Source organism: Yimella sp. RIT 621 (assembly GCF_004146205.1).
Taxonomy (GTDB): Bacteria; Actinomycetota; Actinomycetes; order Actinomycetales; family Dermatophilaceae; genus Yimella; species Yimella lutea.
Map to the genome: position 1 here is coordinate 129433 of NZ_SEIP01000002.1, position 25546 is coordinate 154978.

Here is a 25546-nt window from a genome sequence, read left to right on the forward strand (position 1 = left end):
AGGAAATTCCTCGCATGCAGAAGATCGCATTTCCCATCGCGCTGCTGGCAACGGGCTTGCTCGCAGCCTGCTCGACCGGGCCGACCGGCGGCGCCGACAGCCAAGCCACGGGCACCCAGGCGGCCGGCGCCACAACGACCACCGACAGCGGCGCCTTCCCGGTGACTGTGCAGACCGCGCTCGGTTCCGCCACCATCACCAAGGCGCCGCAGCGAGTGGTGACCCTCGGCTGGAGCGACCAGGACGTCGCGGTCTCGCTCGGCGTCGCGCCGGTCGGCGCGCCGGAAGTCACCTGGGGTGGCAACGCCGGCAAGTCGACCGATTGGTACGACGCCGCGCTGACGAAGATCGGCGGAGAGCAGCCCACCCGCTACAGCGACGCCGACGGCACCCCGTTCGACAAGGTCGCCGCGCTCAAGCCTGACTTGATCCTCGCGACCAACTCCGGCATCACCAAGGACGACTACGCGAAGCTGTCGAAGATCGCACCTGTCGTCGCCTACCCCGACCAGCCCTGGGGCACCTCGTGGCAGCAGTCGCTCGACCTCGTCGGCAAGGCGCTCGGCAAGTCCACCGCGGCCGCGAAGCTGAAGACCGACACCGAGAACTCGATCAAGACCGCCGTCGCGAAGTACCCCGCAATCAAGGGCAAGTCGGCGGCGTGGGCCTGGTTCACACCGACCGACCTGTCGAAGGTGAGCTTCTACACCAGCATCGACAACCGGCCGCGCATGCTCGAGGCGTTCGGTATGACGACGCCGAGCTTCGTCACCAAGCTGTCTGCCGGCAAGCCCAACCTGTTCAGCGTCGATGTCTCGGCCGAGAACGCCTCGACCGCCGACGCCGACGTGCTGGTCTTCTACGTCGACAACGCGGCGCAGACCAAGCAGATCACCGGCAACGCGCTGCTGTCGAAAATCCCTGCGCTGCAACGTGGTTCGTACGTCGCCAGCTCCGACAACGTCGCGGCCATGCCGATGTCCAGCCCCACCCCGCTGAGCATCCCGACCGCACTCGAGAAGTTCCTGCCGCAGCTTGCTGCGGCCGCCGCCAAGGCGCAGTGAGCACTCTCGTCTCCACCCGACCCGCGTCCGGCCGACCCACCACTGGACGCGGGTCGCGTCGGCGCGCCGGCGTCGCCTTCGCAATCGCGGCGGCGACCTTGGGCGTCGCCTGCGCGCTCTCCCTCGCCATCGGCTCCAGCAGCAACCTCGGCATGCTCGACGCTTTGCACGCGTTCTTCACCGGCACCGGTGACGCGGCCGCCGTCGTCGATGCACGCGCCACCCGCACCCTCGTCGCCGTCGTCGTCGGGGCGTCGGTCGCCGTGTCGGGTGCCGCGCTGCAGGGGCTCACCCGCAACCCGCTGGCCGACCCGGGACTGCTCGGCGTCAACGCCGGCGCTTCACTGGCCGTCGTCATCGGCCTGACCGCCGGCTTCGCCGGCAACCAACTATCGTTCGTGCTCCTTGCCCTGCTCGGCGGCGCTCTCGCGGCGTTCGCCGTCTATGCAATCGCCTCCGCGGCCTACGGTGGCGCTGGTCCGATCACGCTGGCACTGACCGGCGCCGCGGTCACCGCCGGCTGCTCGAGCATCACCGCCGCGCTGCTCATGCGCGACCAGGGGGCGCTCGAGGTCTACCGTTTCTGGCAGGTGGGCTCCGTCGGCGGACGCGAGTCGGCGAACCTGCTCCTCACCCTCCCCTTCCTCGCCGTCGGCGCACTGATCGTGGTCGCCTCGGCGCGCACTCTCAACGCGCTCGCACTCGGCGACGACCTCGCCCGTACCCTCGGCCAGCGGGTCGCGCTGGTGCGCATCACCGTCGCCGCCGGAGCCGTGCTGCTCGCCTGCACGGCCACCTCGATCGCCGGCCCGATCGCCTTCGTCGGGCTCGTCGTGCCCCACGTCGTGCGCGGCTTCGCTGGGCCCGACCACACCCGCTTGCTGCCGCTGTGCGCCCTGGGCGGCGCCGTGATGCTGACCCTCGCCGACGTCATCGGACGCGTCGTGGCCCGCCCAGGCGAGCTTCCGGCCGGCATCCTCACCGCACTGGTGGGGGTGCCCGCGCTGATCGTGTTGCTGCGCCGCAAGGTGGTGACCCTGTGACTGCCGGAACCTGCGCCACCCCTGCCCTGAACGCGGTGGCCGCCGCGCGCACCCGCGTCCGCCGCAGGTTGTCGGTCGCGCTCGTAACCGCGGCCTTCGCGCTGCTCGGACTGCTCGCCGCGCGCGTGCTGCTCGGCGACTACACCGTGACGATCCCCGACTTCTTCCGCATCGTGACCGGCACCGACATCCCGGTGGCCGGTTTCATGGTGATGGAGTCCAAACTCCCGGCCGCGCTCGCAGGAGCTCTTGCAGGGGTCGCCTTCGGCGCGGCCGGGTCGATCTTCCAGACGATGTTGCGCAACCCGCTGGCCAGCCCCGATGTGCTCGGCGTCTCGCTGGGAGCAAGCGCAGGGGCGCTGGGTTCGTCGGTGCTGCTTGGCTGGTCGGGCACACCGATGTCGCTCGCCGCGCTCGTCGGCAGCCTCGTCGTCGCGCTGCTGATCCACCTCGTCGGCGGCCGCGGCGCGACCGCCTCGCACCGGATGATCCTCATCGGGCTCGGCATCAGTGCGGCGCTGCAGTCGCTGATCCAGTGGCTGCTCATGCGCTCCAACATCCATCAGGCACAGGACGCGATGGTGTGGCTGACCGGCTCGCTCAACTCCCCCGGGTGGAGCGGAATCGCCCGGCTGGCAATCGTAGTGGCCATCGCCCTGCCGGTGGCCGCGGTGCTCGCCCGGCCGCTGCGACTGATCGAACTCGGCGCCGAAGCGGCCACTGCACTCGGCGCTGCGGCTGACCGCACCCGACTCGCGCTCATGGCCGTCGCGGTCGTCATCACCGCCACCGCGGCCTCCGTCACCGGCCCCATCGCGTTCGTCAGCCTGCTCGCGGGGCCCACCGCGCGCCGCCTCAACGGCGGCCGCCCCTCGATCCCGTTGTCGGCACTCATCGGAGCCTGCATCGTCGTTGCCGCCGACTACCTCACGAAGTACGTCGTGCCCGGCAGCCTCCCGGTCGGTGTGCTCACCGGCATCGCCGGCGCGCCTTTCCTGCTGTTCCTGTTGGTCCACCGCCCCACCTCGCGAGGAAGTAACGACGCATGACCCTCGAAGCACGTGGCCTCACCCTCACCTACGACAAGCACACCGTCGTCGACGGTCTCGACCTCGCGCTGCCCGCAGGCCAGATCACCGCGATCGTCGGCGCGAACGGCTGCGGCAAGTCGACGCTGCTGCGCGGGCTGTCGCGGGTGTTGCGTCCGCACGCGGGTGCGGTGCTGCTCGACGGCGCCGACCTGAGGTCGATGCACCCCAAGCAGGTCGCGCGGCGCGTCGCGCTGCTCCCACAGCAACCCGTCGCGCCGAGCGGCATGACCGTCGTCGAACTCGTCGGGCTGGGCCGGCACCCGCACCAGACCGCGTTTCGTCCCCGTACCCGTGACGACGATCGCATCGTCGCCGAGGCACTCGAAGCCACCGCAACCCTCGACCTCGCAGACCGCCTCGTCGAGGAACTCTCCGGTGGCCAACGACAGCGGGTGTGGATCGCGATGGTGCTCGCCCAACAGACCGACGTGCTGCTGCTCGACGAACCCACCAGCTTCCTCGACCTCGCCCACGCCGTCGACGTGCTCGACCTGGTCACCGACCTCAACCGCGAGCGCGGGACGACGGTGGCGATGGTGCTGCACGACCTCAACCTGGCTGCCCGGTACGCCGACGAACTCATCGCGGTCAAGGAGGGAACGGTCGTCGCTCAGGGCGGCCCGGCCGAGGTGATCACCGCCGAGCGAGTGCGCGGGGTCTTCGGTCTGACCGCGAGTGTCGTGCCCGACCCGGTGACCGGGACGCCGCTGGTGGTGCCGATCGGCCGGCACCACAGCGTCCCCGCTGCCTGAACAGAACCAGGCCCCACCCGTGTCGGGCTGGGGCCTGGTTCTGTTCCGGGTTTCGATGCGTCGCTCGCAACCTCACGACGGCTCATCCACCGGTCGGTTACTGCTGGATGTCGGCCTCCGACACCGCGTCTTCCGGCTTCTCGTCGTCCTTGGCCCAGTCGAGGGTGCGCTGGACGGCCTTGTTCCACTTGGCGTACAGACGCTTGCGGTCGGCCTCGTCCATCTGCGGCTCCCAGCGCTTGTCCTCGGCCCACTGCTTGCGCAGTTCGTCCTCGTCCTTCCAGAAACCGACGGCCAGGCCGGCCGCGTAGGCGGCGCCCAACGCGGTGGTCTCGTTGATCACCGGACGGATGACGGGCACGCCGAGAATGTCGGCCTGGAACTGCATGAGGGTCTCGTTGACCACCATGCCGCCGTCGACCTTCAACTCGGTGAGGTCGACACCGGAGTCGGCGTTCATCGCATCCATGACCTCACGGCTCTGGAACGCGACGGCCTCGAGTGCCGCGCGGGCGATGTGACCCTTGTTCGCGAAACGGGTCAGACCCACGATCGCGCCGCGGGCGTCCGAGCGCCAGTGCGGCGCGAACAGACCCGAGAACGCCGGGACGATGTAGACATCGCCGTTGTCCTCGACACCCTTGGCGAGGTCCTCGACCTCTGGCGCCGAGCTGATGAGGTTGAGGTTGTCGCGCAGCCACTGCACCAGCGAACCGGTGACGGCCACCGAACCCTCGAGGGCGTAGACCGGCTTGTTGTCGCCGATCTTGTAGCAGACGGTGGTGAGCAGACCGTTCTTGCTCATCACCTTCTCCTCGCCGGTGTTCAGCAACATGAAATTGCCGGTGCCGTAGGTGTTTTTGGCGGTGCCCTTCTCGTAGCAGACCTGACCGAAGGTGGCCGCCTGCTGGTCGCCGAGGATGCCGGCGATCGGGACGCCCGGGAAGGAGCCCTTCTCACGGCCCTTGCCGTAGACCTCCGAGGAGGACTTGATCTCCGGCAGCATCGACATCGGGATGCCCATGTCCTTGGCGATCGACTCGTCCCACTGCAGGGTGTCCAGGTCCATCAACATGGTGCGCGAGGCGTTGGTGACGTCGGTGACGTGGACACCGCCGTCCGAGCCGCCAGTCATGTTCCACAACACCCAGGTGTCCATGTTGCCGAACAGCAGGTCGCCCTTGTCGGCCTTCTCGCGAGCGCCCTCGACGTTGTCGAGGATCCACTTGACCTTCGGACCGGAGAAGTAGGTGGCCAGCGGCAGGCCGACCTTGTCCTTGTACTTGTCGGCACCCTCGGAGCCGCCGAGTTCCTCGACGATCTTGTCGGTGCGGGTGTCCTGCCAGACGATCGCGTTGTAGACGGCCTCGCCGGTGTTCTTGTCCCAGACGACCGCGGTCTCACGCTGGTTGGTGATGCCGACCGCGGCGACGTCGCCGCGCGAGATGTCTCCCTTGGCCATGGCCTCGGCGCTCACCTTGCGGGTGTTCTCCCAGACCTCGGCCGGGTTGTGCTCGACCCAGCCGGCCTTGGGGAAGATCTGCTCGTGTTCCATCTGTGCGACCGAGACGACCTTGCCGTCGTGGTCGAAGATCATGCACCGCGTGCTGGTGGTGCCCTGGTCGATCGAAGCGATGTACTTGCTCACTGCGGTGGCTCCTTAGCCGAAAGTTTCGTGCGGGGAAGAGAGGAGTGTCCCGCCGCTGGTGCGACGGGCCCACGTCCGATCACATGTAGACGATCGCGAGCAGACCTGCAGCGACGGCGCCGAGGAGCGGGCCGACGACCGGGATCCACGCGTAACCCCAGTTGCTGTCGTCCTTGTGCGGGATCGGCAGCACGGCGTGCGCGATACGCGGACCGAGGTCACGCGCCGGGTTGATGGCGTACCCCGTGGGGCCACCCAGCGAGGCACCGATTCCGACCACAAGCAGCGCCACGGCCAACGGGCCGAGACCTGCGGGTGACTTGCCGAACATCATGATGATGAAGACCAGAACGAAGGTGCCCAGGGCCTCGGTCACGAGGTTCCAACCGGTGGAACGGATCTGCGGGCCGGTGGAGAAGACGCCGAGCGAGCCGGCCTCACCGCGCTCGTCGAACTGCTTCTTGTAGGCCATCCAGCACAACACAGCACCGATGAAGGCACCGATCAGTTCGGCGGCCAGGTAGACCATGGTGGACGCGGCGGTGATCTCCACGCCCTTGGCGTAGGTCACGGGTTCGTCACCGAGGCTCTGAGTGAGCAGACCGATGGTGACGGCCGGGTTGAGGTGCGCGCCCGACTTCCAGGCGGCGTAGACACCCGCGAAGACCGCGAGACCCCACCCGAAGTTGACCATCAGGAAACCGCCGTCCGTACCGTTGTTCTTCGGCAGGGCGACGTTCGCGACGACACCACAACCCAACAACAGCAGGATCGCGGTTCCGATCACTTCACTGACAAATACGGCTCCGAGGCTCACCGTTGAACCCCTCCTCCCAGTATGCGAAGAGCGCGGACCGCGATCCTCGACGTAGATGTGACTATGTTCTACCAAAGGTCGACCCATGTCCGTAGGGCTTGAGCACAAATTGACCGGCGCGTTTTTCGGTCCTCTACATCCGTAGTGGCCAGTGGGTGGCGACGTTGACCACTCAGTTACAGTTGAACCAGAACACTCGTCGAGGCAGCCAGGAGATTCCCATGGTCATGCAGCCCTTCAGCGCCACACTCGGTCCGGCCGAGCACCAGCAAGCCTGGAAGGAACTCGGTGAACGCGAGTTCGACGTCCTGGTCATCGGCGCCGGCGTCACCGGCGCCGGCATCGCGCTCGATGCAGCGACCCGAGGCCTGCGCACCGGACTGGTCGAGGCGCGCGACTTCGCCAGTGGCACCTCCTCGCGCAGTTCCAAATTGTTCCACGGCGGCCTGCGCTACCTCGAGCAACTCAACTTCAGCCTGGTGGCCGAGGCGCTGAAGGAACGCGAGTTGATGCTGACCCGCATCGCTCCCCACCTCGTCCACCCCGTCCCGTTCCTGTACCCCCTGTCGCACCGCGGCTGGGAGCGTCCGTACGTCGCGGCCGGGCTGACCCTGTACGACCAGATGGGCGGCGCACGCTCGGTGCCGCGCCAGAAGCACCTCACGCGCGGCGGTGCCCTGAAGCTCTTCCCCGGCCTGAAGTCCGACGCGATGGTCGGCGCAGTGCGCTATTTCGACGCCCAGGCCGACGACGCCCGACACACGATGATGGTCGCCCGCACCGCCGCGCACTACGGGGCGGTCGTGCGCAACAGCACCGAGGTCGTCGAGATCGTCAAGGAAGCCGACCGGGTCGTCGGTGCGGTCGTGCGCGATGTCGACACCGGCACCACCCAGACGGTGCGCGCCAAGGTCGTCATCAACGCCACCGGCGTCTGGACCGACGACGTGCAGCAGATGAGCGGCGGACGCGGACGCTTCCGAGTGCGCGCCAGCAAGGGCGTCCACATCCTCGTTCCGCGCGACCGCATCGCCGGCGAGGTCGGCCTTATCCTGCGCACCGAGAAGTCGGTGCTGTTCGTGATCCCGTGGGGCCAGCAGTGGATCATCGGCACCACCGACACCGACTGGGCGCTCGACGTCGCCCACCCGGCGGCCACCAAAACCGATATCGAGTACATCCTCGAGCACGTCAACGAGGTGCTGGCCACCCCACTGACCAAGGACGACATCCTCGGCGTCTATGCCGGGCTGCGCCCGTTGCTCGCCGGCGAAAGCGAGTCGACCAGCCAGTTGTCTCGTGAGCACGCGGTCGCGCGTCCGGAGCCCGGTCTGATCTCGATCGCCGGTGGTAAGTACACGACCTACCGGGTCATGGCCAAAGACGCCGTCGACGCCGCTGCCGAAGACCTCGGCCAGATCAAGGACTCCGTCACCGAGAACGTCCCGCTCATCGGGGCCGACGGCTACCAGGCGATGCTCAACCTCAAGGGCGAGCTCGCCGCCGAGACCGGGCTGCCCGAGTGGCGGGTGGAGCACCTGCTGGGCCGGTACGGATCGAAACTGCACGAGGTGCTGGCACTCGGCGAGGAGGACCCGTCGCTGCTCGAACCGGTGACCAACGCCGAGGCCTACCTGCGCGCCGAGATCAAGTACGCCGCGACCCACGAAGGCGCGCTGCACCTCGCCGACGTGCTCACCCGGCGCACCCGCATGTCGATCGAGACCAAGCACCGCGGCACCGAAGCCGCCCAGGAAGCAGCCGACCTCATCGCACCGGTGCTCGGCTGGGACGACGCGAAGAAGGCACACGAGGTCAACGCCTACCTGGAGCGGGTGAAGGCCGAACGCGAAAGCCAGGAACTCACCACCGACGAGGAGTCCGACGCACGCCGCAACGAGGCGCCGGAGACCCGTCCGGGCATGCGCCAAGTGCTCGCGACTCGATAACCGCTGCCAGCATCGAACAGTGATGGGCGAGCAGCGCGGTTGCTCGCCCATCACTGACTTGTCATAGAAATCGCACAGGAATGCAATAGCTGTCGGCTAGCTGTGAAATGCACACTGGTCTCATGGCAAACGCTCCTGCCCTCACCCGCGTCGACGGCTCGCCGGTGCGCGTCCTCGTGGTCGACGACGAGTCGAACCTCACCGAACTGCTCGGCATGGCGCTGCGCTACGAGGGCTGGCAGATCCGCACCGCGGCGACCGGCACGAGCGCGGTGAAGACGGCGAAGGAGTTCGAGCCGGACGCCGTCGTGCTCGACATGATGTTGCCCGACTTCGACGGACTCGAGGTGCTGCGCCGGATGCGCGACAGCGACCCGTCCCTGCCGGTGCTGTTCCTCACCGCGAAGGACGCCGTCGAGGATCGGGTGGCCGGACTCACCGCCGGTGGCGACGACTACGTGACCAAGCCCTTCTCGCTGGAAGAGGTTGTCGCTCGGGTTCGCGCCCTGATCCGACGCTCCACCCAGATGGTGCAGGAATCGTCCTCGGTACTTCGGGTGGGTGACCTCACGCTGGACGAGGACAGTCACGAGGTGATCAGGGACGGCGCCGAGATCTCTTTGACCGCAACCGAGTTCGAGCTATTGCGGTTCATGATGCGCAACCCGAAGCGGGTGCTGAGCAAGGCGCAGATCCTCGACCGGGTGTGGCACTACGACTTCGGTGGGCAGGCGAACGTGGTCGAGCTCTACATCTCCTACCTGCGCAAGAAGATCGATGCCGGGCGCGAGCCGATGATCCACACGATGCGCGGCGCGGGCTACGTGCTGAAACCGGCTAAGTGATCCACGGGTGACCCTTGTCTCCCCCGGCCGCTGGACGCTGCGCACCAAACTGGTCGCAGGCGTCCTGTTGCTGTTCTTCCTGGTCACGGCCGCCGTCGGCGCGTTGACGGTCTGGCAACTGCAGCGGACGCTGCTCGGCCAGGTGGACGAACAGTTGACGAGTTCCCATGCTGCTCTGAGCAATTCGGGCGACCGAGCCGGACCCGGACCACAAGGGCCGCAGGGAAGTGTCGCCGGCGGCTCGATGCTGCGCCTCGACGTGCTCGCAGACACCTCGACCCCGACGGTCTCGCGTGACCCGGACACCGACGAGTACACCCCGGATGCCTGGATCAACGCGCCCGGCAAGCGAACCCGCCTGTCTCCCGCCCAGATCGACCAACTGCTCGCGGTCGGCCTCGACTCGAACCCTCGGACGGTGCACGTCGACGACGCGGGCGACTACCGGCTGATTGCCGTCCGGCATCCGCAGCGGGTGATGAAGGTCGACACCGGCGAACGCTCGACCGAGCAGGTGGTCACGATCATGGGGTTGCCGCTGGAGCCGGTGCGGGAGAACATCGCGAAGACGGCGTTCTCGGTCGGGCTGCTCAGCGGGCTCGGCGTGCTCATCGTCGGCCTCGGGAGCGCATTCCTCATCCGGCGCAACCTCGAACCACTGCGCCGTGTCGCGGGCACTGCGACGAAGGTGTCCCAGTTGCAGCTGTCCCGCGGTGAGGTCGACATCGTCGAGCGTGTCGACCCGCGCGACACCGACCCACGCACCGAGGTGGGTCAGGTCGGCCACGCGCTGAACAACCTGCTCGACCACATGGGTGCTGCCCTGAGCACCCGCCAGGCGAGCGAGACACGCGTCCGCCGTTTCGTCGCGGACGCCTCGCACGAGCTTCGGACCCCGCTCGCGTCCATCCGCGGTTACGCCGAACTGTCTCGTCGCGAACCTGAGCCGGTGCCCGATTCGGTCACCCACGCCCTCGGACGCATCGAGTCCGAGGCGACCCGGATGACCGCGCTCGTCGAGGATCTGCTGCTGCTGGCCCGACTCGATTCCGGACGCCCGCTCGACCGCGAACCGGTCGATCTGTCGATGCTGCTCATCGAGACCGTGAGCGATGCGCAGGTGGCCGGACGTGACCACCGGTGGAACCTGGATCTGCCGCAGGACGCGGTCGAGGTGATCGGCGACGAGGCACGGCTGCGTCAGGTGATGATCAACCTGCTGGCGAATGCGCGACGCCATACGCCGGCCGGCACGACCGTGACGGCGGGTGTCCGCGAGTTCGAGGACCACGTGGAACTGATGGTGCGCGACGACGGGCCTGGTATCGATCCGGACCTCGTGCCGCACATCTTCGAACGCTTCACCCGTGGCGATCGCGCGCGTACCCGCACCGAAGGGTCGACGGGTCTCGGTTTGTCGATCGTCGACGCGGTGGTGGGCTCACACGGCGGTGCCGTGTCGGTGACCTCGCGGCCCGGCGACACGATCTTCCTGATCCGGCTGCCTCGATGAGACCCCGCAGAACGAGACAAGGGCTCCCCGGTCGGGGAGCCCTTGTCGATTGGCGGAGGCGGCGGGATTTGAACCCGCGTGCGGCTTTAAGACCGCTCCCGCTTAGCAGGCGGGCGCCATAGACCTGACTAGGCGACGCCTCCTCCGCTTGCCGTGCGATGTCTCACGTTGCTCATCGAGCAACGACGAGGCACCATGTACGGCAGCCCGGTCAGGCTACCCCGCTACGGCGAGTACCTGCAAAATGGGTTCGAGGGGGAACCAACCGCAGTACCGTGCACGTCGTCCCTCATAGGGGATTGTCGTGCAACAGAACATCCGGAGAACGACCACAGCCTGAGCGGCCGCGCCCACGAGGACGGCCGTACGACCAGCGTGAGAAGGAATCGATGTCGACCGAGGACCGCAATGTGTCCACCGAGGACGACGCTTCCACGCCCACACGCGACGGCCGGGAGTTGAGCCGGCACGAAGTACGGCAGGTGCGCTCCGAGCAGTTGAAGCGAGCACTGGCCCTCACCGGTCTGTCGACCATCTGGCCCGGGATCGGGCTGCTGCGCACCCGGCGCAAGTGGCTCGGAGTCGTCCTGGCTCTGGGCGCTGCGGTGACGGCCATCGTCCTGGGGTTCGTGCTGTTCAGCGGCGGTGTGCTGGCCGGCGCGGCCAAGTTCGCCACCAAACGGGGTCTGATCTCGCTGCTCGTCCTGGTCGCCATCGGTGCCCTGGTCTGGATCAGCGGCATTTTGTTGACGGCGAAGGAGACGTCCGGACGCCGGTGGACCTCGAAGATGCGCTGGGCGCTTCGCGGTTTCACCACGCTGATGGTGCTGATCGTCGCCGTGCCGGCCGTGCAGGCGGTGCGTTACGTGACGGTCACCCGCAGCGCGTTCGACAAGATCTTCACCGACCGGTACGAGGGACGCGGCGGCCCTGCACGCGGTCCCGGGACGGGTTCCGATCCGTGGAAGTCGGTTCCTCGGGTCAACATGCTGCTGTTGGGCTCGGATGCCGGCACCGACCGGTACAAGCAGCGAACCGACTCGATGATGGTCGTCAGCATCGACACCAAGACCGGTGACACCACGTTGATCTCGATCCCACGCAACCTGCAGAAGGTGCCGTTTCCCAAGAACAACCCGATGCACGCCCTGTTCCCCAAGGGTTACGACTGCCCTGAGCGCGGTGGCGCCGGCGCCGAATGCATGATGAACGGCGTCTGGATCGAGGCCGACAACAACAAGGACAAGTTCCCCGCCGACGAGGCCAACCCCGGTCTCGACACCACGCGCGAGGTCATCGGCGAGATCGTCGGTCTGCACATCGACTACACCGCGGTCATCGACATGTCGGGCTTCCAGCAACTCGTGGACGCGATGGGCGGCGTCTACATCACCGTCCCCGGTCCGCCGCCGGGCATCCCGATCGGCGGGAAGGTCGTCAACGGCTACGTCGTCCCCGGCAGCATCACCGGTTACATCGCGCCGGGCTATCAGAAGCTGAACGGTCGCAACGCTCTCTGGTACGCCCGCAGCCGCGTCGCCGGCACCGATGACGACCGCATGCGTCGTCAACGCTGCATGGTGAACGCTCTTGTCTCCCAGACCGATCCGTTCAAGATGGTCACGAAGTTCACCGGCATCATGGAAGCTGCCGGGCAGAACATCCGTCTGGACGTCCCCCAGGACGAGCTTCCTGCGTTCGCCGAACTGGTGGATCGCATGAAGAGCGGCAACTCGCGCACGGTCAACGTCACCGACTCGGTCAAGCACTACAACCCCGACTTCGCGAAGATCCGCTCCATGGTCAAGACCGCGATCAACACCCCGCACGACCCCAAGGCCCCGAAGGCGGGCGCGACCGCTTCGACGTCGAGCCCGACCTCGTCGTCCAGCCCCACGACGTCCTCCCCCACCACCGAGCCGTCGAGCAAGTCGACCAGCGTGAAGCCGGTCACGGACACTGCGGAGCACTGCTGACGAGCAGCTGCCTGGCACCTGAAACGCCGAGAGGGATCGATGAGCGCACGCACAGTCCTGGCAACGACGACCGCAGGGTTGATGATCGCCGCCGGAGCCGGGGGCTACATGCTCTGGAACGAACGTTCCGAACAGCAGGAGTTGGACGAGGCCGCTCGTAACGCAGCGACGAGCTTCGCGAGCGCGTGGTCGGACCGCACGCTCGACCGGGCGAATTACGTCGGCACCGAACCCGCCGCCGCTGCCGAGGACTTCCGCACGACCACAGCGCAGTTGGGCAACGGCAACGTCCGGACCTCGATCTCCGGGTTCGAGCGCAACGGCAACCGCGCCACGGCTGTTGTCAACGTCGCTTGGACCGTTTCGGGCGGCCGGACGTTCAGCTGGGTGAACCCGATCGAGCTGGAGAAGTCCGGCGACAGCTGGGGTGTCGTGGCGAACAACCGCTCGCTCTGGCACCCCAAGTTGCAGGCGAACGACGCATTCGTGGTCGATCTGGACAGCGGCCTGCGCGGGGAGATCCGCGGCCGGGACAACGCCGCGATCATGACCAACCAGTCGGTGTACGACATCTCGCTCGACCCGACCAAGGCCACCCTCGACTCGGCCCGGCGGCTGGAGAACACCACCGGCGTCGGCGGTCTGCGCGCCAAGGTGACAGCGGCGAAGGCTTCCGGGTCGAAGTCCACGATCGATGTCATCACCTACCGCAAGGACGACTACGAGGAGCGATCGTCGGGCATCCGCGACCTTGCCGGGGCGATCGTTCGTGAGCGAAAGCAACCGCTCGCAGCCAACCGTACGTTCGGGCAGCCCCTGCTCGGCGCAGTCGGCCCGGTCACTGCCGAGATGCTCAAGAAGGACCCGAGCACTTACCGGTCAGGCATGTTCGCCGGCACCTCGGGGCTGCAACGACAGTACGACGGGGTGCTCCTGCCGAAGGCCGGGCTGAAGATCTCGGCGAGGTCCCAGCCTGATGCGGTGCTCTTCGGCGCCGGCGCACAGGACGGCAAGAACCTGGGCACCACCCTCGACCCGAAGGTGCAGACCGCTGCGGAGAAGGCGCTCGACTCGCTGCCGGAGGGGTCCGTGGGTGCGGTCGTGGCGATCGACGTCCCGACGGGAGGCATCCTCGCGGCCGCCAACGCACCGACGTACGGGCTGGAGCGGGCCGTCACCGGTCGCTACTCGCCCGGATCGACCTTCAAGATCGTCTCTGCGTACGAGCTGCTGAAGAAGGGGCTGAATCCCGACACCAAGGTGGCCTGCCCGCAGGAGACGAAGATCGACGGCCGCGCCTTCCGCAACTTCGAGGGTGAGACGCTCGGCGATCCCAGTTTCCGCGACGACTTCGCGCACTCCTGCAACACAGCCTTCGTCAACTCGACGAAAGCGTTCGGTGCGAGCGATCTGCAGCGGGCGGCTTCGCTGTTCGGGTTCGGAACCGACCTGAGCAAGTCGGTCGGCGTCAACGGGGCCTACAGCGGCAGCGTCCCCGCGTCCGCCGGGCCAACCGACACCGCGGCGATGACGATCGGGCAGGGACGCATCCTTGCTTCACCGATGATGATCGCGAGCGTTGCCGCGTCCATCGCGCGCGGCAGCTACGTGCCGCCGGTTCTGGTCACATCCCCCGCCCAGGGCGGCGACCGGACGCCGAAGCCGTTGGATGCCGGGATCGTCAACTCGATCAGGCAGATGATGCGGCTGACAGTCACCGACGGCACCGCCACGCTCGTCGAGGGCGTGCCCGGCGGTGAGGTCCACGCGAAGACCGGCACGGCGGAGTTCTTCGAAGGTGGGAAAGCCGGTGCCCACGCCTGGTTGGCCGGCTGGCAGGGCAATGTGGCGTTTGCCGTCCTGGTCGCCGATGTTCCGGCCGGCAAGGGTGGCGGCACGGTCGCGGCGCCGGTCGCACGCGACTTCCTGTCCCTGCTCGCGCGCAGCTGACGCCGGCCGAAGACACGAAACCGCCCCGGCAGATGCCGGGGCGGTTTCGCTGGTGAAAGTCTCAGATGCTGCTTGCCATCACCATACTGAGGTGAACTCAGACCGCGACGACGTTGCTCGCCTGCGGGCCCTTGTCGCCCTGGGTGATGTCGAACTCGACGCGCTGCGCTTCCTCAAGGCTGCGGTAGCCCTGGGTCTGGATAGCGGAGTAGTGGACGAAAACGTCCGGGCCGCCACCATCCTGCGCAATGAAGCCGAAGCCCTTTTCCGCGTTGAACCACTTGACGGTTCCTTGTGCCATGCGGGGTAACTCTCAATCTGTGTACGGTTTCATTCCCGCCAAGTCGGCAGGAACTGTGTTGCCGAAACCGCCCCCGAACATGCAAATGCCCACCTGTCGGCGGGCACTTCGTCTTACGAGGAACTGCAACTGCAACGAGACTGACGTTAGCACGGGCTGGCCGATAGGGCACGGTCGAAGAAAACCGAAAATGTTCAAGAATGGTCAAGGACGTCGAAATTCACCCCGCAGGCGACCGGCGGGCGAGGCGAAAATGAACGTCCGGCGAACCCTGCCTGACCCTGCAGGACTGTGGGGTCGCCGGACGTCCGGTTCGCGCGACAGGACCTACCGGGTTCAGGAATACAGCGGCCGCTCCGGGTCGGCGGGGTCTGCGTGAGTCTCCTGGGTCGGCTCTGCGGAACTGCGCTCCTCCCGCTCGAACAAGATCGTGCCGTCATTGGTCGAGATGGTCAGCGGTGCTGCACCCTCACCCACCAATTGCTCTGCGGTGCGGTCGATCTCGACCGGAGAGATCTCGACGCCGATGCGCTGGAAGCTGCGTTCGAGCTCTTCACGCAGGATCTCCTTGTCGGCGTCAGGATGGTTCTCCGAGGCGTCGACAAGGACCTGGACGTACGCCTGCAGCTGCCCCTTGGACAACGAGTCGACGAAACCCTTGTTGAGGACGACGGTGCGCCCGATCGGTGCGTCATTCATGTTCGATCACCTTCCGCTGTGGTTTTGTCCGATCGTCGCAGACACGGCGTCGTGATCGGCCCTTGCCGGTCACTGTGGTTCAGCGCACACTGGCGCATCTGACCCGTCCCAGGACGGCCAATCGCAACCGGGGCTGTGCCACGATCGACAGGAGTTCGGGTTCGCGCAGCGCTCGGACACAGTCGCCCGAGGAATGAGGGATCCCTATGGCTCACGACAACTCACCGCACGAGGCCCGCCGCATCCGCGACGAGGAACTCCAGCGCCTCACTCGCGCAACCGTTCTCGACAGCGAGGGCGAACGCATCGGTGGGGTCGATCAGATCTACGTCCACGACGCCACCGGTCGCCCCTCCTGGGCCTGCGTGCGTACCGGCCTGTTCCGCACGCGTGAGTCGTTGGTGCCGCTCGACGGCGTCGACCTCGGTGGCGATGAGATCCGCGTGCCGTTCACCCGGGACGTGGTGAAGAACTCACCCCGCGTCGACTCAGACGACCACCTGTCGAGCAGCGAGGAAGGCGAACTCCACCAGTACTACCGCCGGCACGGCTGGCAAGGTTCAGCCGGCTCCCGGCAGGACGAGGAAGGCGAGGGTGTGAGCGCCGAGAACACCGACGCCGATCGACGCGCCGGTCAAGCAGCCGCTGCCGGGGCAGCAAGCGGCGCGGCCGTCGGGTCGAGCGACGAGCGGGAAGCGCGGACACCGGCGACTGTCGGTGATCCGGACGCCGTCTCCCGCGGTGACGGTGTGTACGCGGGGACCACGACGTCGTCCGACGACTACCCGGTGACGGTCGAGTCCGTCGAGGAGATCGAGGCGCACGACGCACCGGACGGGGCACTCGTCGACGAGAAGCTTCAGAACGAGGCGGCGGTCGCCGGCGGTGCTGCGGGCGCGGTGCCGGACTCCCCCGGTGATGCGTACACCGGCGCAGGACGCGAGCACGCCGAGGCGACGCCGCGCTCGATCGGAATCGATGACGACAACCCTGACGGCGATCTGCCGGGCGTGCACCGCTCGACGCCGGATGTGGACCAGGAGCAGGAGCTCCCGGCGACGGACATCCCGGCGGCGGCGGTCGAGCCCGGCCCACACGACGGACCGTTCCCCGGCGGGGCGCGTGCCGACGACACCGGCGGGCGACGGGTCAGCGACTACGACGAGGTTCGTGACGGCGGGTACGGCATCGGCTCCGCCGCTGCGATCGATGACGGCGCGCAACCGCTTGGCCACCCGATTCGCGCCTGGCAGGACACGATGTCCTTCCGTGGCGGATCGGAAGCCGAGTGGGAACGCGACGCCGACGTCTGGTTCATCGACGAGACCGCCGCGCAGAACGCCGGCTTCCACCCGGCCGACTGAGCTCGGTCAGAAGTCGACCGCCTTCGTCGGCTGGCTCGCCGTCCGCAAGGCTGCGTCCAGGGCAGCGGCCGCTCCCTCGGTGGTTTCACTGACGAAGCCGGCAGCGTGCCGTGCGCCGAGCGTCTGACCGCCGAGCCAGACAGCACCGAGGTCGACGATGTCGAGACTGAGGTCGGCCTCGCCCGCCGCCGGCTCGAGGGCACCCGTACCGTCGGCGTCGACCACCCAGTGCCAGACACGGTCGTTCTCTTCGATGAGCTTGTCCTGCACGGTGATTCGGACGTCGCACGGCGCGGCGAACCCACGTTCGGCGATGGCGGCGGACAGGTCGACGATGCGCAGCCACAACGAGTCGGTCACGCCGCTGCCGAGGCCACGCGGCGACGGGCTCCACAGCAGCAACGGGTCGTCCAGCGGCATCCAGTTGATGGCCGAACCCATCAGGTCGAAGTCGACGAGTCGGCGCATCAGCGCCAGGCGCGCACCGGTGTCGGTCGAACCGAACATGAACACGTCGATCTCACCGCCGGGCAACCCGTCGTCCCATTTGTGGGTGCGGCGCAGCAAGGCGTAACCGACGTCCTTGCCGTCCCGCGTCGCCCACAGCAGACGGTTACGCTCCCTGTCCCTGCGCTGTTCGGGCATGTCGGTGAGCAGCCGTCGCAGGTCATCGATGTGACGGACCACTGCTCCGCAAGCACCTTGGACGGCGCAGCGGCGCATCAGTGCGTGTAATCGCTGCGCGTCGTCGGGGGAAGCAGTCCGGAAGGTCGTGCGGGTTGCGTCCGCCAGATCGGAAACCTCTGAGGGAGCGGCGAACTGGGCGCCCCGGCCGAACTTCGCCTTGAGTGACTGCGCAGCCAGGCCGTAGCCGAAGCGTCCGTAGATGCCGGGCTCGGACGCCTTGAGCGCGGCGAGTGAACGGCCTTCGTCGCGCGTCCAACGCAGGTGGTGGCGCATCATCGCGCTCAGGACGCCCCGGCGACGGTGGTCGGGGTGGACGCCGACCCAGGTGAGGCCCTCGGCCGGCACCAGGCGACTCCCGGTCATCCCGCTCGGCACCGCCAGCTCGATGTCCCACGACGCGCTGATCCCGGCGAGTTCACCGTCCTGCTCGGCTGCGAAGCCGGCCCGTGTCGGGGTGTTCTGCAGGCGATCCTGCCGATCGCCGGCTTCGTCGTCGGCCCAGACGAGTTCGTCCGCAGCCAGGAACCAGTCGGCGTCGCCCGGTTCGATCCGGCGGATGGTGGTGTCGCTCATGCAGTCACGCTCGCAGACGCACGTGCGCGCAGCAACCGGTTAACGAGCCGCCAGGTACCAGGCCGGCAGTTCACCCGGACGCAGGTCGGTGGTGTCGTCCGGACGGGTGAGGGTCAGTACCGCACGGACGATCTCAGGACGTTCCTGCAGGTCGTCGGCGATGCCGGCGAGGGTTCGCGCGAGATCCGGCTCCGGGCGGTCGCCGATCAGGTCGACGGCGGCCACCAAGTACAGCTGGTCTGCCCCGATCCACTCCATGCGCAGGTAGCTGACCCGTTCGACCTCGGGGTGATCGAGCAGTCCGGCGAGGGCCGCGTTCCGGACCAGCGGCGTGACGTTCTCGCCGGTGAGGAAGTCCATATTGCGAGCGATCAGGAAGATCGCGACGACGCCGAGCAGGATGCCGACGACGATCGAGCCGATCGCGTCCCAGATCGGGTCGCCTGTCACCTGATGCAGACCGATGCCGCAGGCGGCGATGATCAGGCCGATCAACGCCGAAGCGTCCTCGACGAACACCGCGCGCAGCATCGGGTTGGACGTGATGTGGATGTACCGCAGCGGCGCGAGCCGCCGTTGGGCCGCGTTCTTGCGGGTCTGCCGCAGGGCCTGCAGGAACGAGGTTCCTTCCAGGACGAACGCGATGGCCAGCACGACGTACGCCCACAGGTAGGACGGGGTCTCCTGTTCGGTCGTGCCGAGCGACTGGATGCCGTGCCAGATCGACACCGCGGCACCCACCGTGAACAACCCGAACGCGGCGAACATCGACCAGACGTAGCCGACGCGGCCGTAACCGAGCGGGTGATCGTCGTCCGGTTTCTTGGCAGCCTTGCGGGTGCCGATGAGCAGGAAGACCTCGTTGCCGGTGTCGGCCCACGAGTGCGCAGCCTCGGCCATCATCGAGGCCGACGCGGTGATGACTGCGACGACGGTCTTGGCGATCGCGATCAGCAGGTTCGCGGCGAACGCGACGATGACGGTGAGCAGCGACTCGTCCTTGGTCGCCGCCCTGGCGTCACTGCCCACGCGACAGCCACTCGTCGTAGAAGTCGGGCAGCTGCGAGGCGCGTCCTTGGTACTCCGCAGCACGCTTGCCCAGGAACGCCGCCACACCTTCCTTGCCGTCGCCGACACTCGTCCAGAACATCGCGAGCGAATCGACGCGATGTGCCTCGACCGGGTGCTCGTAAGCGCTGTTGCGCCGGATCATCTGGCGGGTGAGCGCAACGCCGACCGGCGACCGACCCTTCGTCCATCGGTCAGCCAATTCCTTTGCAGCACCGAGCAACTCATCGGTGCCGTGCACGCCGTTCGCAAGACGCCGAGCGACGGTCTGCTCGGCGTCCAGAATGTCGGCCGAAAGCATGAGGTCGATCGCGTCGGCCATGCCGACGATGCGCGGCAGGAACCAGGTGGATGCCGCCTCGGGCACGATCCCGATCCGGCCGAACACCAACCCGAACCGCGCCTTCTGCGACACCAGACGCGCGTCCATCGCCAACGTCATCGTCGCGCCGATCCCCACGGCCGGACCGTTGATGGCCGCGATCACCGGCTTACGGCAGTCGTGGATGGCAAGCGTCACCCGTCCGCCGGTGTCGCGCACCTGTGCAATCCGCGGATCGGCCAGGTCTTCCATGTCTGCCAGGCCCGGGCGCTTGGACTCATCGAGCCCGAAGACGTTGCCACCCACCGACAGATCCATACCGGCGCAGAAGGCCCGCCCGGCACCGGTCACGATCACCGCGCGGACGTCGTCGTTGCCGTTCACCTCCCGGAACGACCGCTCGAGCTCGTCGGCCATCGTCACCGTGAAGGCGTTCAGTTGGTCGGGACGGTCGAGGGTGATCGTCAGGACCCCGTCGTCCAGGGTGTGGGTCAGCGTTTCGTAACTCATGTCGAGTCCTTTCAATTGCCGGTGACGAGACCGGCGACCAGGTTGATCGTGGTCGCGAGGATGACTGTGCCGAACAGGTAGGACAGCAGGCTGTGCCGCAGGACGACCGACCGGATGTCCGTGCTGAAGACGTCGGTGTCGGACACCTGGTAGGTCATACCGAGGTTGTAACTGAAGTAGAAGAAGTCACGGTACGCGGGCGGTTCGTCCTGGTTGAAGTCGATGCCACCCGGCTTGCCGGTGTACCAGAGGTGGGCGTAGCGGGCGGCGGATACCAGCAGCGACCTCATGGCCCCATCATGCTGGTCACTGGCACCGGCAGTGGTTCAGCGGACCGGCCGGTGGGTTGTTCCGGCACCCTTTCCCACACGTCGTGAGACGACCACCGCCCCGACGAAAGCTCCCAGCGTTCCGAGCACCTCGTCACCGAGCGTGTCCTGGTACGCCGTCGCGAGTTCGGTGCCGTGCCGGATGAACGTGTACCACTCGCCCAACTCCCAGACGAACGTGGCGACCGCAAGCTGGGCGACCGTGGCGAAGAAGACGAGCACGGCGAGCGCGCGCATCGACGTGACCCTCCGTGCAGACTCCATACCGAAGTGTGGCGCCGCAGAACAGCGAGACGCCAGATGCAGCACGGCGAGTCGAATGCCTCGCGCCCGACCCGGAGCGCCCGCCCAGACCTACGCTGGCGCAATGGCACCCATCGACCTGATCATCGTCCGGCACGGTCAGTCCGTCGGCAACGTCGCGGCCGAGTCCGCCGAGCGCGACAAGTTGGAGCGCATCGACGTGCCGGTGCGCGACCCCGACATCGAGCTGTCCGAACTGGGCCACGAGCAGGCCGCAGCGGTCGGGGCATGGCTGTCACGACTGGACGAGTCCGAGCGTCCGGACATCGCGTGGACCAGTCCGTACCGTCGCGCCCGCCAGACCTTGCAGACCGCACTCGACGGCGCGGGGCTCGAGGTCGACATCCGGGTGGACGAGCGGCTGCGCGACCGCGACATGGGAATCACCGACATGTTGACCGCGGCCGGCATCCGCGAGAAGTACCCCGAGGAAGTGGAACGCCGTAACTGGATCGGCAAGTTCTACTACCGGCCCCCGGGTGGTGAGTCGTGGGCCGATGTCACGCAGCGGGTCCGCGGTGTCCTCACCGACATCCGCCACCTGGTCGGCGAGGGCACCGTGCTGATCACCGCCCACGACGTGGTGAACCTGCTCTTCTGTTACGTGGCCGAGGGCCTGGACGAGGAGTCCGTGCTCGACCGGGCGCGCACGAACCCGATGGGCAACGCCGCGATCTGCCGACTGCGCAGTGACGAGGAGTCGCCGACCGGCTGGACGGTCGTCGATTACAACCTGAACGAGCATCTGCGCGAGGAGAACGTGAAGGTCACCGCCCAACCGGGCGCCTCGGATGAGGTGGGTGCCGGCAATGACCAATGACGCTGTCTCGCAAAAGATCCCGGACGATGCACGCGGCGGCTCGCGCGAACAGCCTCGGCTGATCACGCCCGCGTTGCTGCGTTCGTGGACCCTGCCGGAGCCGTCCGGCACCAAGTACAGCCGCGGCCAGGTGTTGGTCGTCGGCGGCGACCGCGCCACGCCCGGCGCGGCGATGCTCGCCGGACTGTCATCGCTGCGGATGGGTGCCGGGCGCCTGAGCCTGGCGGTGGCTGCGTCCATCGCGGCGCAGGTGGCCGTGGCCGTCCCGGAGTCCGGTGCGACCTCGCTCGCCGACGACTCCGAGGGCGCGATCACCGGCGAGCAGGTCGAGCAGCACCTGACGAAGGATCTCGAACGTGCCGACTGCGTGCTCGTCGGCCCGGGCCTGGGAAACGCGGACGGTGCCGGCCGCTTGCTGAGCGAGATCGTCCGACTGCTTCCGGACGACGTGCCGATCGTGTTGGACGCGTTCGGCGCGACTGTGCTGCCGGACCTGCCGACAGCCGAGCGCGACCGGTTGTCGGGACGACTCGTACTGACCCCCAACCGAGGCGAGCTGGCCCACCTGCTCGACGAGGACGAGGTGGACCAGGACCGCGTGGCCGAGGGCATCATCGACGCCGCAGGTCGGTACGGCGCTGCGGTCGGCTGCGACACCTGGATCACCGACGGCGACGGGCTGTGGCAGGTCACCACCGGCGACACCGGCCTCGGCACCTCGGGCAGCGGCGACGTCGTGGCGGGCGCGGTTGCCGGTCTGCTCAGCCGCGGCGCCGGACTCGTGCAGTCGCTGGTGTGGGGGAAGTACGTGCACGCGGCGGCGGGCGACGCGCTCGCTGCCCAGTTCGGACGCGTGGGCTACCTGGCCTCGGAGATCCCGCCACAACTGCCGCTGGTGATGCGCACCCTGCGTGGGGACTGATCGGCGGAGGGCGTGGGATTCGAACCCACGAAGCCGGGGTTACCGACTTAGCGGTTTTCAAGACCGCCGCACTAGGCCACTATGCGAGCCCTCCATGCTCCGGGTGACCGGAGCCCGCCCATCCTAGGTCACCGCCGGTCCGGGATTCGCGTGCAATGCCGACAGGGCGCAGGCCCCAGCCGTCCTGCGCCGATCAGTAGGGTCGTCCGCAGGACGAGAGGAGACCCGATGGGAAAGATTTCCTTCCTCGCCGGGTTCGCCGCCGGTTATGTGGCCGGTGCGCGGGCAGGCGAGCAGCGATACGAACAGATCAAGCTTCAGGCCGGTAAGGCCTGGCAGCACCCGGCCGTCCAGCAGAAGAAGGACGAGGCCACCCAGACGCTCAAGGAGCGTGGCCCCGAGGTTGCTGCGGCAGCCGGCCAGGCGGCCATCAAGGGCGCGGGCACAGCCGCGAAAAGTGCTGTGGCAGCTGGATATTCGGCTGCGAGGCATGGCAAGCCCGGTGAAACTGTGGAGGGTGAACTCGCTGCAGGCGACGACGACGGCGTGGCACCGTCCGCCGACACCGACAGCGGCTCGACCAAGCAGACGTCCACGACGCTGTCGGACGACGCCAAGCTGCCCAAGACCGACCCCGGCTTCGACGCCAACTGAGGGCCCGGCCTCAGCGCGTCGGGTTGACGTCACCACGTCTTCCCGTACGGTGAAGCCGACGGCACACCCGCACAAATCCGCGGTTTTTCGCGGTTACTGTGGTGAACTGCCAACGCTACGGGGGTAACCACGCAGCGAAACAAGTCAGACGGAGACATCGAGTCCCGTCCTGATTAACACAGACAAGGAATATCGATGAACAAGACTGACCTCGCCAGCACGATTGCTCAGCGCACCGGCGTCAGCGTCAAGGACGCCAACGCGGTCATCGGCGGTCTCAACGACGTCATCCTCGAGGCTGTCGGCCGCGGTGAGAAGATCCAGCTGCCGGGTCTGCTGACCATCGAGGTCGTGGACCGCGCCGCTCGCACCGGCCGCAACCCGCAGACCGGCGAAGCGATCGAGATCGCCGCGTCGAAGGCCGCCAAGGTCACCGCAGGCTCCAAGCTCAAGGCTGCCGCGAAGGGCTGAGTCCCCCGCACCACGTCGAAGGCCCGCTCCCATGATGGGGGCGGGCCTTCGTTCACGCCTGTGCGACTGTTGACCTCTGCTCAGATGTAGAGCGCCGGATCCGCGAAGGGGTCGAGCGCAGCGGCCGGCTGGTTGGGCCGGACGACGGCGGGGACCCCGACCGCGGTGGACTGCGCCGGCACGTCCTTCACCACGACGGCATTCGCGCCGACCGCAGAACCGGCGCCGACGGTCACCGGACCCAGGATGCGAGCGCCGGCTCCGACGGTGACACCGTCCGCCAGCGTCGGGTGGCGCTTCACCTTCGCGAAGGTGCGGCCCCCGAGGTTGACGCCGTTGTACATCATCACGTCGTTGCCGATCTCGGCCGTTTCGCCGATGACGACCCCCATCCCGTGGTCGATGAAGAACCGCTTGCCGATCTGCGCGCCGGGGTGGATCTCGACACCCGTCACCGCGCGGGAGGCCTGGGAGAGCATGCGCGCCGGCAGCTTCCAGCGTCCGCCGCGCTTCCACATCGAGTGTGAGACGCGGTGTGTCCAGATCGCGTGCAGGCCGGGAGAGGCGAGCGCCATCTCCACTCGCGAGTCGACCGCCGGGTCGCGGGCGATGGCCGCGTCCAGGTCAGCGCGAACTTCGTCGATCGCTCGACGCAGCGGCGAACCGCTGCTACGGCGGACTGCGCTGCTGCCCGTCAGAACCACCATCGGTTCACTCCTTGCATCTGACACGGGAAGGACAACAGCCGCAGCGCACGGACGATTCCGTACCGCGCGCCACGGCCGGCGGATCAGTCGAGAATGCCCTCGAAGAGGATCGTGGACAGGTAGCGCTCACCGAAGCTGGGGATGATCACGACGATCGTCTTGCCCTTGTTCTCCGGCCGCGCAGCGACCTGGGCCGCAGCAGCGAGCGCTGCGCCCGAGGAGAGGCCGACCAGCAGGCCTTCCTGGGTGGCGGCCTTGCGGGCCCACTCGACGGAGGTGGCCGCGTTGATGTCGATGACCTCGTCGTAGATCTCGGTGTCGAGGATCTCGGGAACGAAGTTGGCGCCGATGCCCTGGATCTTGTGCGGGCCGGGCTGGCCGCCGTTCAGGATCGGGGACTCCTCCGGCTCGACCGCGACGATCTGCACGTCCGGCTTGCGCTCCTTGAGCACCTGACCCACACCGGTGACGGTGCCACCGGTGCCGATGCCTGCGACGACGATATCGACCTTGCCGTCGGTGTCGCGCCAGATCTCCTCTGCGGTGGTCTCGCGGTGCACCTTCGGGTTCGCTTCGTTCGCGAACTGACGAGCCAGCACGGCGCCCGCACGCCCGGCGACGATCTCGTTCGCCTTGTTCACAGCGCCCTTCATGCCCTCCGAACCAGGAGTGAGGACGAGTTCTGCGCCGAACGCCTTGAGCAGGCCCTTGCGCTCGGCGGACATCGTCTCGGGCATCGCCAGCACGACCTTGTAGCCCTTGGCCGCGCCGACCATCGCCAGTGCGATCCCGGTGTTGCCCGACGTCGCCTCGACGATCGTCCCGCCCGGCTTCAGTTCGCCGGACTCCTCGGCGGCCTTGATGATGGCGGCACCGATGCGGTCCTTCACGGACGCGCCGGGGTTGTTGAACTCGAGCTTGGCCGCGACGGTCACGCCGGGCTCGTCGATGATCCGGTTGATCTTGACCAGCGGAGTGTTGCCGATCGCCTCGGTCACATCGTTCAGGATGGGCACAGTGATTCGCCTTCTGTCGTGAGCCGAAAGGCTCGGGTCAGTCGTCCAGCCATAACGTCCTTCCCGTTATGACTATTCCAATGCCAGGTTATATAACCGGGGAGCACAGACGCCACCCCGTCACAGTCCCTGAGACGCGTCGATTCGGATGG

25 protein-coding genes and 2 tRNA genes are annotated in these 25546 nt (G+C 67.5%); 14 read left to right on the top strand and 13 right to left on the bottom strand.

Annotated elements, in window-relative coordinates; genetic code table 11:
• The first annotated feature begins 14 nt into the window (after positions 1-14).
• Genes EU513_RS02475 through EU513_RS02490 form a run of 4 tightly spaced genes read left to right on the top strand, consistent with a single transcriptional unit; the run spans position 15 to position 3950 of the window.
• On the top strand, positions 15-1064 hold the full coding sequence (locus tag EU513_RS02475) for an iron-siderophore ABC transporter substrate-binding protein (protein ID WP_129624268.1): 1050 nt from the start codon (positions 15-17) through the stop codon (positions 1062-1064).
• Positions 1061-2107: an iron ABC transporter permease gene (locus EU513_RS02480; protein WP_129624269.1), complete on the top strand. Its 1047-nt coding sequence runs from the start codon at positions 1061-1063 to the stop codon at positions 2105-2107. Before EU513_RS02475 ends, EU513_RS02480 begins: the two co-directional genes overlap by 4 nt.
• The gene (locus EU513_RS02485; RefSeq protein WP_240795889.1) at positions 2104-3156 is read left to right on the top strand and encodes an iron chelate uptake ABC transporter family permease subunit; all 1053 of its coding nucleotides are present in this window, start codon (positions 2104-2106) and stop codon (positions 3154-3156) included. The genes EU513_RS02480 and EU513_RS02485 overlap by 4 nt, the downstream gene beginning before the upstream one ends.
• A complete protein-coding gene (locus EU513_RS02490) occupies positions 3153-3950 on the top strand; it encodes an ABC transporter ATP-binding protein (RefSeq protein ID WP_129624270.1) in 798 nt (265 codons plus the stop codon). Before EU513_RS02485 ends, EU513_RS02490 begins: the two co-directional genes overlap by 4 nt.
• Before the next feature lie 97 nt (positions 3951-4047).
• On the opposite strand, the gene glpK is transcribed toward EU513_RS02490, so the two are convergent.
• Positions 4048-5598 (bottom strand): glycerol kinase GlpK, encoded by a 1551-nt coding sequence (gene glpK, locus EU513_RS02495; RefSeq protein ID WP_129624271.1) that lies wholly within the window; start codon positions 5596-5598, stop codon positions 4048-4050.
• Between the two features lie 79 nt (positions 5599-5677).
• Positions 5678-6415, bottom strand: coding sequence for an MIP/aquaporin family protein (locus EU513_RS02500; RefSeq protein ID WP_168990109.1), 738 nt, complete (start codon positions 6413-6415; stop codon positions 5678-5680).
• A gap of 221 nt (positions 6416-6636) precedes the next feature.
• Between EU513_RS02500 and EU513_RS02505 the strand changes: the two genes are divergently transcribed.
• The 3 genes from EU513_RS02505 (at position 6637) to EU513_RS02515 (ending at position 10722) form a co-directional block, all read left to right on the top strand.
• On the top strand, positions 6637-8364 hold the full coding sequence (locus EU513_RS02505; protein WP_129624273.1) for a glycerol-3-phosphate dehydrogenase/oxidase: 1728 nt from the start codon (positions 6637-6639) through the stop codon (positions 8362-8364).
• Positions 8365-8486: 122 nt separating this feature from the next.
• The gene (locus tag EU513_RS02510; protein WP_129624275.1) at positions 8487-9209 is read left to right on the top strand and encodes a response regulator transcription factor; all 723 of its coding nucleotides are present in this window, start codon (positions 8487-8489) and stop codon (positions 9207-9209) included.
• Positions 9210-9216: 7 nt separating this feature from the next.
• Positions 9217-10722, top strand: a complete 1506-nt coding sequence (locus tag EU513_RS02515) for a cell wall metabolism sensor histidine kinase WalK (protein WP_129624276.1) — start codon at positions 9217-9219, stop codon at positions 10720-10722.
• Between the two features lie 50 nt (positions 10723-10772).
• Here EU513_RS02515 and EU513_RS02520 read toward each other — a convergent pair.
• A tRNA-Ser gene (locus EU513_RS02520) sits at positions 10773-10865 on the bottom strand.
• Positions 10866-11111: 246 nt separating this feature from the next.
• Between EU513_RS02520 and EU513_RS02525 the strand changes: the two genes are divergently transcribed.
• On the top strand, positions 11112-12698 hold the full coding sequence (locus EU513_RS02525; protein WP_168990110.1) for an LCP family protein: 1587 nt from the start codon (positions 11112-11114) through the stop codon (positions 12696-12698).
• Between the two features lie 39 nt (positions 12699-12737).
• Positions 12738-14648, top strand: coding sequence for a penicillin-binding transpeptidase domain-containing protein (locus EU513_RS02530; protein ID WP_129624279.1), 1911 nt, complete (start codon positions 12738-12740; stop codon positions 14646-14648).
• Between the two features lie 97 nt (positions 14649-14745).
• On the opposite strand, the gene EU513_RS02535 is transcribed toward EU513_RS02530, so the two are convergent.
• Positions 14746-14949 carry a cold-shock protein gene (locus EU513_RS02535; RefSeq protein ID WP_129624281.1) on the bottom strand — a complete coding sequence of 68 codons (204 nt, stop codon included), beginning with the start codon at positions 14947-14949 and terminating at the stop codon, positions 14746-14748.
• Between the two features lie 336 nt (positions 14950-15285).
• Positions 15286-15648 carry a hypothetical protein gene (locus EU513_RS02540; RefSeq protein WP_129624283.1) on the bottom strand — a complete coding sequence of 121 codons (363 nt, stop codon included), beginning with the start codon at positions 15646-15648 and terminating at the stop codon, positions 15286-15288.
• Positions 15649-15854: 206 nt separating this feature from the next.
• On the opposite strand from EU513_RS02540, the gene EU513_RS02545 reads away from it, so the two are divergent.
• On the top strand, positions 15855-17012 hold the full coding sequence (locus EU513_RS02545; RefSeq protein ID WP_129624285.1) for a PRC-barrel domain-containing protein: 1158 nt from the start codon (positions 15855-15857) through the stop codon (positions 17010-17012).
• Positions 17013-17018: 6 nt separating this feature from the next.
• Here the strand turns inward: EU513_RS02545 and eis are convergent, their stop codons facing one another.
• The 5 genes from eis to EU513_RS02570 are packed head-to-tail and all read right to left on the bottom strand — an operon-like array spanning position 17019 to position 20738.
• Complete coding sequence (gene eis / locus EU513_RS02550) at positions 17019-18272, bottom strand: enhanced intracellular survival protein Eis (RefSeq protein ID WP_129624287.1); 1254 nt, start codon at positions 18270-18272, stop codon at positions 17019-17021.
• A 39-nt stretch (positions 18273-18311) separates the two neighbouring features.
• Positions 18312-19301, bottom strand: coding sequence for a cation diffusion facilitator family transporter (locus tag EU513_RS02555; protein ID WP_129624289.1), 990 nt, complete (start codon positions 19299-19301; stop codon positions 18312-18314).
• On the bottom strand, positions 19291-20172 hold the full coding sequence (locus EU513_RS02560) for a crotonase/enoyl-CoA hydratase family protein (RefSeq protein ID WP_129624290.1): 882 nt from the start codon (positions 20170-20172) through the stop codon (positions 19291-19293). Before EU513_RS02560 ends, EU513_RS02555 begins: the two co-directional genes overlap by 11 nt.
• Positions 20173-20183: 11 nt before the next feature.
• Positions 20184-20462, bottom strand: a complete 279-nt coding sequence (locus tag EU513_RS02565) for a DUF1345 domain-containing protein (RefSeq protein WP_129624292.1) — start codon at positions 20460-20462, stop codon at positions 20184-20186.
• A 36-nt stretch (positions 20463-20498) separates the two neighbouring features.
• Positions 20499-20738: a hypothetical protein gene (locus tag EU513_RS02570; RefSeq protein WP_129624293.1), complete on the bottom strand. Its 240-nt coding sequence runs from the start codon at positions 20736-20738 to the stop codon at positions 20499-20501.
• Positions 20739-20868: 130 nt separating this feature from the next.
• Here EU513_RS02570 and EU513_RS02575 point away from each other — a divergent pair, with 130 nt between their 5' ends.
• Entirely contained in the window at positions 20869-21624 is a 756-nt protein-coding gene (locus EU513_RS02575; RefSeq protein WP_240795890.1) for a histidine phosphatase family protein, read from the top strand.
• A complete protein-coding gene (locus EU513_RS02580) occupies positions 21614-22546 on the top strand; it encodes an NAD(P)H-hydrate dehydratase (RefSeq protein ID WP_129624296.1) in 933 nt (310 codons plus the stop codon). Before EU513_RS02575 ends, EU513_RS02580 begins: the two co-directional genes overlap by 11 nt.
• 4 nt (positions 22547-22550) lie before the next feature.
• On the opposite strand, the gene EU513_RS02585 is transcribed toward EU513_RS02580, so the two are convergent.
• Positions 22551-22640: transfer RNA gene (locus tag EU513_RS02585), tRNA-Ser, on the bottom strand.
• 134 nt (positions 22641-22774) lie between these two features.
• Here EU513_RS02585 and EU513_RS02590 point away from each other — a divergent pair.
• The gene (locus EU513_RS02590; RefSeq protein WP_129624298.1) at positions 22775-23200 is read left to right on the top strand and encodes a hypothetical protein; all 426 of its coding nucleotides are present in this window, start codon (positions 22775-22777) and stop codon (positions 23198-23200) included.
• 195 nt (positions 23201-23395) lie between these two features.
• Positions 23396-23671 carry an HU family DNA-binding protein gene (locus tag EU513_RS02595; RefSeq protein ID WP_168990111.1) on the top strand — a complete coding sequence of 92 codons (276 nt, stop codon included), beginning with the start codon at positions 23396-23398 and terminating at the stop codon, positions 23669-23671.
• Between the two features lie 80 nt (positions 23672-23751).
• Here the strand turns inward: EU513_RS02595 and epsC are convergent, their stop codons facing one another.
• Together epsC and cysK are read right to left on the bottom strand one after the other, a co-directional pair.
• Positions 23752-24378 carry a serine O-acetyltransferase EpsC gene (gene epsC, locus EU513_RS02600; RefSeq protein WP_129624301.1) on the bottom strand — a complete coding sequence of 209 codons (627 nt, stop codon included), beginning with the start codon at positions 24376-24378 and terminating at the stop codon, positions 23752-23754.
• Positions 24379-24461: 83 nt separating this feature from the next.
• Entirely contained in the window at positions 24462-25394 is a 933-nt protein-coding gene (cysK, locus tag EU513_RS02605; protein WP_129624303.1) for a cysteine synthase A, read from the bottom strand.
• Positions 25395-25546: the final 152 nt, after the last annotated feature.

Coding starts and splice junctions, on each gene's coding strand:
- EU513_RS02475 (WP_129624268.1), top strand. CDS start 15: ATGCAGAAGATCGCATTTCCCATCGCGCTGCTGGCAACGGGCTTGCTC.
- EU513_RS02490 (WP_129624270.1), top strand. CDS start 3,153: ATGACCCTCGAAGCACGTGGCCTCACCCTCACCTACGACAAGCACACC.
- EU513_RS02505 (WP_129624273.1), top strand. CDS start 6,637: ATGGTCATGCAGCCCTTCAGCGCCACACTCGGTCCGGCCGAGCACCAG.
- EU513_RS02510 (WP_129624275.1), top strand. CDS start 8,487: ATGGCAAACGCTCCTGCCCTCACCCGCGTCGACGGCTCGCCGGTGCGC.
- EU513_RS02525 (WP_168990110.1), top strand. CDS start 11,112: ATGTCGACCGAGGACCGCAATGTGTCCACCGAGGACGACGCTTCCACG.
- EU513_RS02530 (WP_129624279.1), top strand. CDS start 12,738: ATGAGCGCACGCACAGTCCTGGCAACGACGACCGCAGGGTTGATGATC.
- EU513_RS02535 (WP_129624281.1), bottom strand. CDS start 14,949: ATGGCACAAGGAACCGTCAAGTGGTTCAACGCGGAAAAGGGCTTCGGC.
- EU513_RS02540 (WP_129624283.1), bottom strand. CDS start 15,648: ATGAATGACGCACCGATCGGGCGCACCGTCGTCCTCAACAAGGGTTTC.
- EU513_RS02545 (WP_129624285.1), top strand. CDS start 15,855: ATGGCTCACGACAACTCACCGCACGAGGCCCGCCGCATCCGCGACGAG.
- eis (WP_129624287.1), bottom strand. CDS start 18,272: ATGAGCGACACCACCATCCGCCGGATCGAACCGGGCGACGCCGACTGG.
- EU513_RS02560 (WP_129624290.1), bottom strand. CDS start 20,172: ATGAGTTACGAAACGCTGACCCACACCCTGGACGACGGGGTCCTGACG.
- EU513_RS02565 (WP_129624292.1), bottom strand. CDS start 20,462: ATGAGGTCGCTGCTGGTATCCGCCGCCCGCTACGCCCACCTCTGGTAC.
- EU513_RS02570 (WP_129624293.1), bottom strand. CDS start 20,738: ATGCGCGCGCTCGCCGTGCTCGTCTTCTTCGCCACGGTCGCCCAGCTT.
- EU513_RS02575 (WP_240795890.1), top strand. CDS start 20,869: ATGGCACCCATCGACCTGATCATCGTCCGGCACGGTCAGTCCGTCGGC.
- EU513_RS02580 (WP_129624296.1), top strand. CDS start 21,614: ATGACCAATGACGCTGTCTCGCAAAAGATCCCGGACGATGCACGCGGC.
- EU513_RS02590 (WP_129624298.1), top strand. CDS start 22,775: ATGGGAAAGATTTCCTTCCTCGCCGGGTTCGCCGCCGGTTATGTGGCC.
- EU513_RS02595 (WP_168990111.1), top strand. CDS start 23,396: ATGAACAAGACTGACCTCGCCAGCACGATTGCTCAGCGCACCGGCGTC.
- epsC (WP_129624301.1), bottom strand. CDS start 24,378: ATGGTGGTTCTGACGGGCAGCAGCGCAGTCCGCCGTAGCAGCGGTTCG.